The following is a 6,404-nucleotide window of genomic DNA, read 5'->3' as shown; positions in this document are numbered from 1 at the left end:
CTGCGGGCGGCCCATTCAACGGTCAGGGATCACACCGTGTCCCGGTCGGTGGTTCGGACCGCCCGCTGACCTGCTGCCAACCTAAATGTCGGTGGCGTGGTCCATGCTCGCCCCATGGACCTCCTGACCACCTCCCTGACGCTGCTCGTGGGCCTCGTGCTCGGCGGCGTGATCGGCCTGCTCTGGGCGCGGTCGCGACCGCAGGACACCGGCCTCGTCGAGGCCCTGGCCGAGCGCGACCGCCGCGAGTCGACCGACCAGGCGCTCGTCCGTGAGGGCCTCATGCGGCTCCACGACCAGCTGCGAGACATCGACCAGTCCCGCGCATCGTGGCAGGGCCAGTTCAGCCAGCAGGTCGCCGACATGCGGCTCACCACCGAGTCCCTGCGCCGCGAGACCTCCTCACTCTCCACCGCACTGCGCAAGCCCCAGGTGCGGGGCCGCTGGGGCGAGATGCACCTGCGCCGGGCGGTGGAGCTCGCCGGGCTCGTGGACCGCTGCGACTTCACCGAGCAGGTGCAGCTCGCCGACGGGGTGCTGCGTCCCGACCTCGTGGTGCACCTGGCGGGCGGCAAGTCGGTCGTGGTCGACGCCAAGGTCCCCCTCGACGCCTTCCTCGACGCGAGCGCCTGCGACGACGACGAGGAGCGGGAGGCACACCTGCGCCGGCACGTGCGGCAGCTGCGCACCCACGTCGACCTGCTGGGCGCCAAGGCCTACTGGCGGTCGCTGGGCGAGACCCCCGAGTTCGTGGTGATGTTCGTCCCGGCCGAGGCCTTCCTCGCCGCCGCGCTCGAGACGCAGGGCGACCTCCTGGAGTACGCCGCCACCCGCCAGGTAGTGCTGGCGACCCCCACGACCCTGATCGCGCTGCTGCGCACCGTCGCCCACGGTTGGTCGCACGAGACGCTGGCCAGCCAGGCGGCGGAGGTGCAGCGACTCGGCCGCGAGCTGCACGAGCGGTTGGGCACCCTCGGCGGGCACCTCGACAAGGTCGGCCGGTCGCTCGGTGCAGCGGTCGCGTCCTACAACAGCGCCGTCGGCTCGCTGGAGGGACGCGTGCTCGTCACGGCCCGTCGCTTCGGTGAGATGGGCGTGACCAACGACGACCTCCCCGCGCCACGCCAGGTGGAGGACGGACCGCGGTCGCTGTCGGCCCCGGAGCTCGAGGTGCGGGACTTCGAGGCCCTGGGAGACGTCGCGCGCCCACGGGGTGTCGAGACCCTCTTCGACGGATCGTTCGGACCCGTCGAGGTGGGTGACGCGACCGACGACGGGCGCGAGGACCGCGCGCGGGGCGCCTGAGCCGGCTGCCTCAGCGCCAGCGGTGCCGGCTGCTCGGCGTCGGGTGGTCGTCGGCCACGTCGCCGACCTTCACCTCGACGCCGTACGACCACGGCTCGAGCAGCGGCAGGAAGCTCCCGCTCCAGAACGTGCCGGGGTCGAACCACTGGGCCCGCCGGTCGTCGGAGACGATCCCCATCTCCTGCATGGTCAGCGCGACCACCTCCGCGCAGAAGGCCGCCTCCGGGCGCACCTTCTCGCCGCGCTTGCGACGCGCGACGTAGGCGTCGCGACCCCGCAGCCAGCGCTTCGCAAGCTGGGTCGTCCGGGGGAAGGACACCCCGTCGAGGCGGGCGATGGCACGCAGCAGCGCGTCCTCCTCGGCGGCGCCGACCTCGGGGCTGATCTGCCGCAACCACGCCTGCTGGCCGTACTTCTCCTGCCACTGGCCGACGGCCGCCCGCAGGTCGTGGAGCTGGACGCCGCGGTGGTGGCCACCGGACCAGACGTCCGGGAGCGACTTGCCCAGCTCGGCGTGCCACATGAGGGGCGGCAGGTCGTCGATGACCACGGCCATGCCGACGTGGTTGACCGGCGCATTGGTGAGGGTCTGGATGGCCCGGTCGGCGGCCGTCCGCCCGCGGAAGAGCCACAGGTCCCCGGTCCGGGTCAGGTCGGCCGCCGCGTCGAGGGTGAGGTGCTCGGGCATGGGCGACAGTCTGGACCACGGCGCGGGCCCGGCGTCGGACCTCCACGAGGTGCGCCGGATCGCTAACCTGCTCCCATGGCACACGCGTGGTGGAAGTGGCTGGGGCTGGCCGGCGTCGTGGGGGTCGCCGTCAGCGGAGCGGCAGTGGCCCGGCAGGAGCGCGAGCGTCGCGCCTACACACCGGACGAGGTGCGCGACCGGCTGCACGCGCGTCATGCGGCTGCCGAACCGCCCGCCGAGGACGGGGCGTAGTCCCGGCGCGGCTACCCCGCGGGGCGACACGCCCGGCCTACGGTGGCCGCGTGAGCCAGACGAGGGCCCAGCCGGGCTCGTGGTGGACCGAGGGTGTCGAGCCGGGCCGGCAGGCCGTGGTGCTCGGCGTGGCCGTCGCGCTCACCGTCGTGGTCATCAACCTGCTGCTGGTGGGTGAGCTGAGCCTGTTCTTCGACCTGTGCTTCGTGGTGATCTGCCTCGGTCTGGCCGTGGTCGTGCAACCTCGCGACTTCTTCGCCGTCGGCGTACTGCCCCCACTGATCATGGTCGCGATCTTCACCCTGCTCGGCTCGGTCGCTCCGGCCACCGTGGCCGACGCCGGTGACGGTGTACCCCAGGCGGTGCTCTCCGGCCTGGCCCACCACAGCACCGCGCTCGTCGCCGGTTACGTCCTGTGCCTCGGCACCCTGGCCCTGCGTCGACGCACCCTCGCCCGCGACGCGCGGGTCGAGGACTGACCGGCCCGACGCCGCACCTTTGGCACGATCATGACCATGCGCCGACCACACCTGCGTCGACCGACCACGGCCCCCACGGCACGACGACCCACCACACCACGGGCCACCGCTCGACGACCCGAGCGCGGCGCCTTGCTAGCGGTCGCGTTGCTCCTCCTGCCGCTCGCCGCGTGCCAGGGGGGCGAGCCCGCCGACGGGACCTTCGACGCGCTCGCCACCGGACTCGCGGCCCGGGACCTGGGCGGCGTACCCCTCGACGACCCGACCGCGACCGATCAGCTCGCCGCCATCTGGGCCGTCGTTCCGGAGGACCAGGCCGTCACAGTGGACGCCGGCGAGGTGACCACCGAGGACGACACGGCGTCAGCGACCCTCACCTGGTCGTGGCAGCTCGACGGGGCGGAGTGGAGCTACGAGACGCCCGTCGAGGCGAGCTGGTTCGAGGACACCTGGCAGGTCTCCTGGACCCCCGCGCTGGTCGCCCCCGACCTCGCCGATGGCGAGGCACTCGTGATCGACAGCCTCACCCCTGAGCGCGGGCAGGTGCTCGGCGCCGGTGACGTCACGATCGTCGGCCCGCGCCCCGTCGTACGACTCGGGCTCGACAAGACGCAGGCCGAGCCCGGCGAGTGGACGGCGTCGGCACGCTCGATCGCCCGCGAGCTCGACCTCGGCGTCGCCGACTACGTCGCCCGGGTCGAGGCCGCCGGTGAGAAGGCCTTCGTGGAGGCACTCGTCCTGCGCGCGGAGGACGCGGCGACAACCCTGTCCCCCGCGTACGGCGACATCCCGGGCGCCGTCCGCCTCGACGACACGGTGCCGCTGGCGCCCACGCGCGAGTTCGCCGCGCCGATCCTCGGCACCGTCGGCGAGGCCACCCAGGAGGTCGTCGAGGGCTCGGACGGCGCGATCGTCCCCGGCGACGTTGTCGGCCTGTCCGGGCTCCAGGCCAGGTACGACGACCAGCTGCGCGGCACCCCCGGCGTCCGGGTCAGCGCCACCGGGGGCGAGGCCGACCGCACGCTCTTCGAGCAGGCGCCGACCGCGGGCCAGCCGCTGCGCCTCTCCCTCGACCCGGCTCTCCAGCAGAAGGCCGAGCAGGCCCTGGCCGGCACCGGGCCGGTGAGTGCCCTCGTCGCGATCCGTCCCTCCAGCGGCGACGTCCTCGCGGCGGCCAACGGGCCCGGCAACAACGGCCTCAACGCCGCGACCTTCGGGCAGTACGCCCCCGGATCGACCTTCAAGGTGGTGAGCTCGCTGGCACTCCTGCGGGCTGGGCTCACCCCCGAGTCACCGGTCGCGTGCGACGCGACCACCGTGGTCGACGGCAAGACCTTCAAGAACTACGACGACTACCCCGCCTCGGGCATCGGCCGGATCACCTTGCGGCAGGCCGTCGCCAACTCGTGCAACACCGCCTTCATCTCCGAGCGCGGGCGGCTCGAGGACGGCGACCTCGCCGAGGCGGCCGGGTCGCTGGGCCTCGGGATCGACCGCGACCTCGGCTTCCCGGCGTACTTCGGGCAGGTGCCCCCGCCCGAGAGCGAGACCGGCAAGGCCGCCGACCTGATCGGGCAGGGCACGGTGCTGGCCTCACCGATGGCCATGGCCGCCGTCGCCGCGTCCGTGCGCGCCGGCGCGACGGTCACCCCGCGCCTCGTGCTCGACCACGAGGTCCCGGCCGGCGCCGAACCGACTCCGCTCGCTCCCCGGGAGGCCGAGCAGCTCCGGGGGCTGATGCGGGCCGTGGTGACCGAGGGCTCGGGCAGCTTCCTGGCCGGACTGCCCGGCGAGGTCGGAGCCAAGACGGGCACCGCCGAGTACGGCACTCCGGACCCGTCGGGCTCGCTGCCGACGCACACCTGGATGATCGCGACGCAGGGCGACCTCGCCGTCGCGGTCTTCGTGGAGACCGGGGTCTCGGGTTCGCGGACGGCGGGGCCGCTGCTCGAGCAGTTCCTGCGCTGACGCCGCCCGCGCCGGTCGGGCGCCTAGTCCGACGCCCGGCTCAGACCTCGAAGCGGGTGGCGTCCCCGGCGCCGTGCCGGATGACCTCGGGCGCACCCTCGGACCAGTCGATCACGGTCGTGGGCTGCGCCGACGTCTCGCCGGCCTCGATCACGATGTCGACGACGTGGTCGAGGTCCTCCTTGATCTCCCAGCCCATGGTGCGCGCCTCCTCCTCGCCGGGGAGGATCAGCGTGCTGGTCAGGATCGGCTCGCCGAGCTCCTCGAGGATCGCGCAGACCAGCACGTGGTCGGGGATCCGGACGCCGACGGTGCGCTTCTTGGGGTGCATCAGCCGCTTGGGCACCTCGCCGGTGGCCGGCAGGATGAAGGTGTACGGGCCAGGCGTGGCCGCCTTGATCGCCCGGAACGCCGCGTTGTCGACGTGCACGAACTGACCGAGCTGGGCGAAGTCCTTGCACATCAGCGTGAAGTGGTGGCGCTCGTCGAGGTCGCGGATCCGCAGGATCCGGTCGCGTCCCTCCCGGTTGCCGAGCCTCGCACCGAGCGCGTAGCCGGAGTCGGTCGGATAGGCGATCAGCTGGTCGTCCCGCAGCGCCTCGACCACCTGAGTGACCAGGCGCGGCTGCGGGTTGTCGGGGTGGATGTCGAGGTAGCGCGCCACGTGCCCCAGCCCTTCCCCGTCAGCCCTGCGCCTGGGCCGCGCGCATGTCGCGGCGCAGCTCGGGCGGGAGGGCGAAGATGAGCGACTCCTCGGCCGTGTGGACGGCCCGGGCCGCGGGATAGCCACGCTCGGACAGGTACGCCAGCACACCGTCGACGAGCGCCTCGGGCACCGAGGCGCCGGAGGTCACCGAGACGGTGTCCACGCCCTCGAGCCAGGCCTCGTCGATCTCCGAGGCGTCGTCCACGCGGTAGGACGCCTTGGCACCGGCCTCGAGCGCGACCTCGACGAGCCGCACCGAGTTGGAGGAGTTGCCGGAGCCGACCACGATGAGCAGGTCCGCTTCCTGGGCGATCTCCTTGACCGCGAGCTGGCGGTTCTGGGTGGCGTAGCAGATGTCGTCGCTGGGCGGGTCGAGCAGCAGCGGGAACTTCTCCCGGATCGCGGCGACGGTCTCGAGGGTCTCGTCGACCGACAGCGTGGTCTGGGAGAGCCAGGCGACCTTGGCCGGGTCGCGCACCTCGATGTGGGCCACGTCCGCGGGCGACTGGACGAGCTGGATGTGCTCCGGCGCCTCGCCGGCCGTGCCCTCGACCTCCTCGTGGCCCTCGTGACCGATGAGGAGGATGTCGTAGTCGTCGCCGGCGAAGCGCTTGGCCTCGTGGTGGACCTTGGTCACCAGCGGGCACGTGGCGTCGATGGTCTTGAGCCCCCGCTCCTGCGCCTCGGCATGCACCGCCGGGGAGACGCCGTGGGCGGAGAACACCACGGTCCGACCCTCGGGGACCTCGGTGAGCTCCTCGACGAAGATCGCCCCGCGTGACTCCAGGTCGGCGACCACGTGCTTGTTGTGCACGATCTGCTTGCGGACGTAGACCGGGGCGCCGTACAGGTCCAGGGCCTTCTCCACGGTGATGACCGCGCGGTCGACGCCGGCGCAGTATCCGCGCGGCGCAGCCAGCAGGACGTTCTTGGCGGCCTCGGGGTCGAGGACCGGGGGCAGGCCGAGGTCGGTGCTCATGGCGCGAGTCTAGGAGCCGCGTGTGCA

General features: G+C 72.9%; 7 protein-coding genes. 4 read left to right on the top strand and 3 right to left on the bottom strand.

Going from position 1 to position 6,404, the window contains the following annotated elements; genetic code table 11:
• Positions 1 to 114: 114 nt before the first annotated feature.
• Positions 115 to 1,305 carry a DNA recombination protein RmuC gene (locus tag DAE25_RS03995; protein ID WP_107764871.1) on the top strand — a complete coding sequence of 397 codons (1,191 nt, stop codon included), beginning with the start codon at positions 115 to 117 and terminating at the stop codon, positions 1,303 to 1,305.
• A gap of 10 nt (positions 1,306 to 1,315) precedes the next feature.
• Here DAE25_RS03995 and DAE25_RS03990 read toward each other — a convergent pair whose 3' ends face one another.
• On the bottom strand, positions 1,316 to 1,993 hold the full coding sequence (locus DAE25_RS03990; RefSeq protein WP_107764870.1) for a hypothetical protein: 678 nt from the start codon (positions 1,991 to 1,993) through the stop codon (positions 1,316 to 1,318).
• 75 nt (positions 1,994 to 2,068) lie between these two features.
• Here DAE25_RS03990 and DAE25_RS23445 point away from each other — a divergent pair, with 75 nt between their 5' ends.
• The 3 genes from DAE25_RS23445 to DAE25_RS03980 are packed head-to-tail and all read left to right on the top strand — an operon-like array spanning position 2,069 to position 4,692.
• The gene (locus tag DAE25_RS23445) at positions 2,069 to 2,245 is read left to right on the top strand and encodes a hypothetical protein (protein WP_199907404.1); all 177 of its coding nucleotides are present in this window, start codon (positions 2,069 to 2,071) and stop codon (positions 2,243 to 2,245) included.
• A gap of 50 nt (positions 2,246 to 2,295) precedes the next feature.
• Positions 2,296 to 2,724, top strand: coding sequence for a DUF6542 domain-containing protein (locus DAE25_RS03985; protein ID WP_107764869.1), 429 nt, complete (start codon positions 2,296 to 2,298; stop codon positions 2,722 to 2,724).
• A gap of 36 nt (positions 2,725 to 2,760) precedes the next feature.
• On the top strand, positions 2,761 to 4,692 hold the full coding sequence (locus DAE25_RS03980) for a penicillin-binding transpeptidase domain-containing protein (protein WP_107764969.1): 1,932 nt from the start codon (positions 2,761 to 2,763) through the stop codon (positions 4,690 to 4,692).
• A gap of 40 nt (positions 4,693 to 4,732) precedes the next feature.
• Here the strand turns inward: DAE25_RS03980 and DAE25_RS03975 are convergent, their stop codons facing one another.
• Both DAE25_RS03975 and DAE25_RS03970 read right to left on the bottom strand, forming a co-directional pair.
• Positions 4,733 to 5,356, bottom strand: a complete 624-nt coding sequence (locus DAE25_RS03975) for an L-threonylcarbamoyladenylate synthase (RefSeq protein ID WP_107764868.1) — start codon at positions 5,354 to 5,356, stop codon at positions 4,733 to 4,735.
• 19 nt (positions 5,357 to 5,375) lie between these two features.
• Positions 5,376 to 6,377, bottom strand: coding sequence for a 4-hydroxy-3-methylbut-2-enyl diphosphate reductase (locus tag DAE25_RS03970; protein ID WP_107764867.1), 1,002 nt, complete (start codon positions 6,375 to 6,377; stop codon positions 5,376 to 5,378).
• Between the last annotated feature and the right edge of the window lie 27 nt (positions 6,378 to 6,404).

The sequence above is a fragment of the Nocardioides terrigena genome (assembly GCF_003047265.1).
Classification (GTDB): domain Bacteria; phylum Actinomycetota; class Actinomycetes; order Propionibacteriales; family Nocardioidaceae; genus Nocardioides; species Nocardioides terrigena.
Note: the sequence above shows the minus strand (reverse complement) of the source record. Positions and strands in the feature narration are given on the sequence as shown.

Excerpts from the sequence above, each read along its gene's own strand:
- DAE25_RS03980 (WP_107764969.1), top strand. The coding sequence starts at position 2,761 with ATGCGCCGACCACACCTGCGTCGACCGACCACGGCCCCCACGGCACGA.
- DAE25_RS03990 (WP_107764870.1), bottom strand. The coding sequence starts at position 1,993 with ATGCCCGAGCACCTCACCCTCGACGCGGCGGCCGACCTGACCCGGACC.
- DAE25_RS03995 (WP_107764871.1), top strand. The coding sequence starts at position 115 with ATGGACCTCCTGACCACCTCCCTGACGCTGCTCGTGGGCCTCGTGCTC.
- DAE25_RS23445 (WP_199907404.1), top strand. The coding sequence starts at position 2,069 with ATGGCACACGCGTGGTGGAAGTGGCTGGGGCTGGCCGGCGTCGTGGGG.
- DAE25_RS03970 (WP_107764867.1), bottom strand. The coding sequence starts at position 6,377 with ATGAGCACCGACCTCGGCCTGCCCCCGGTCCTCGACCCCGAGGCCGCC.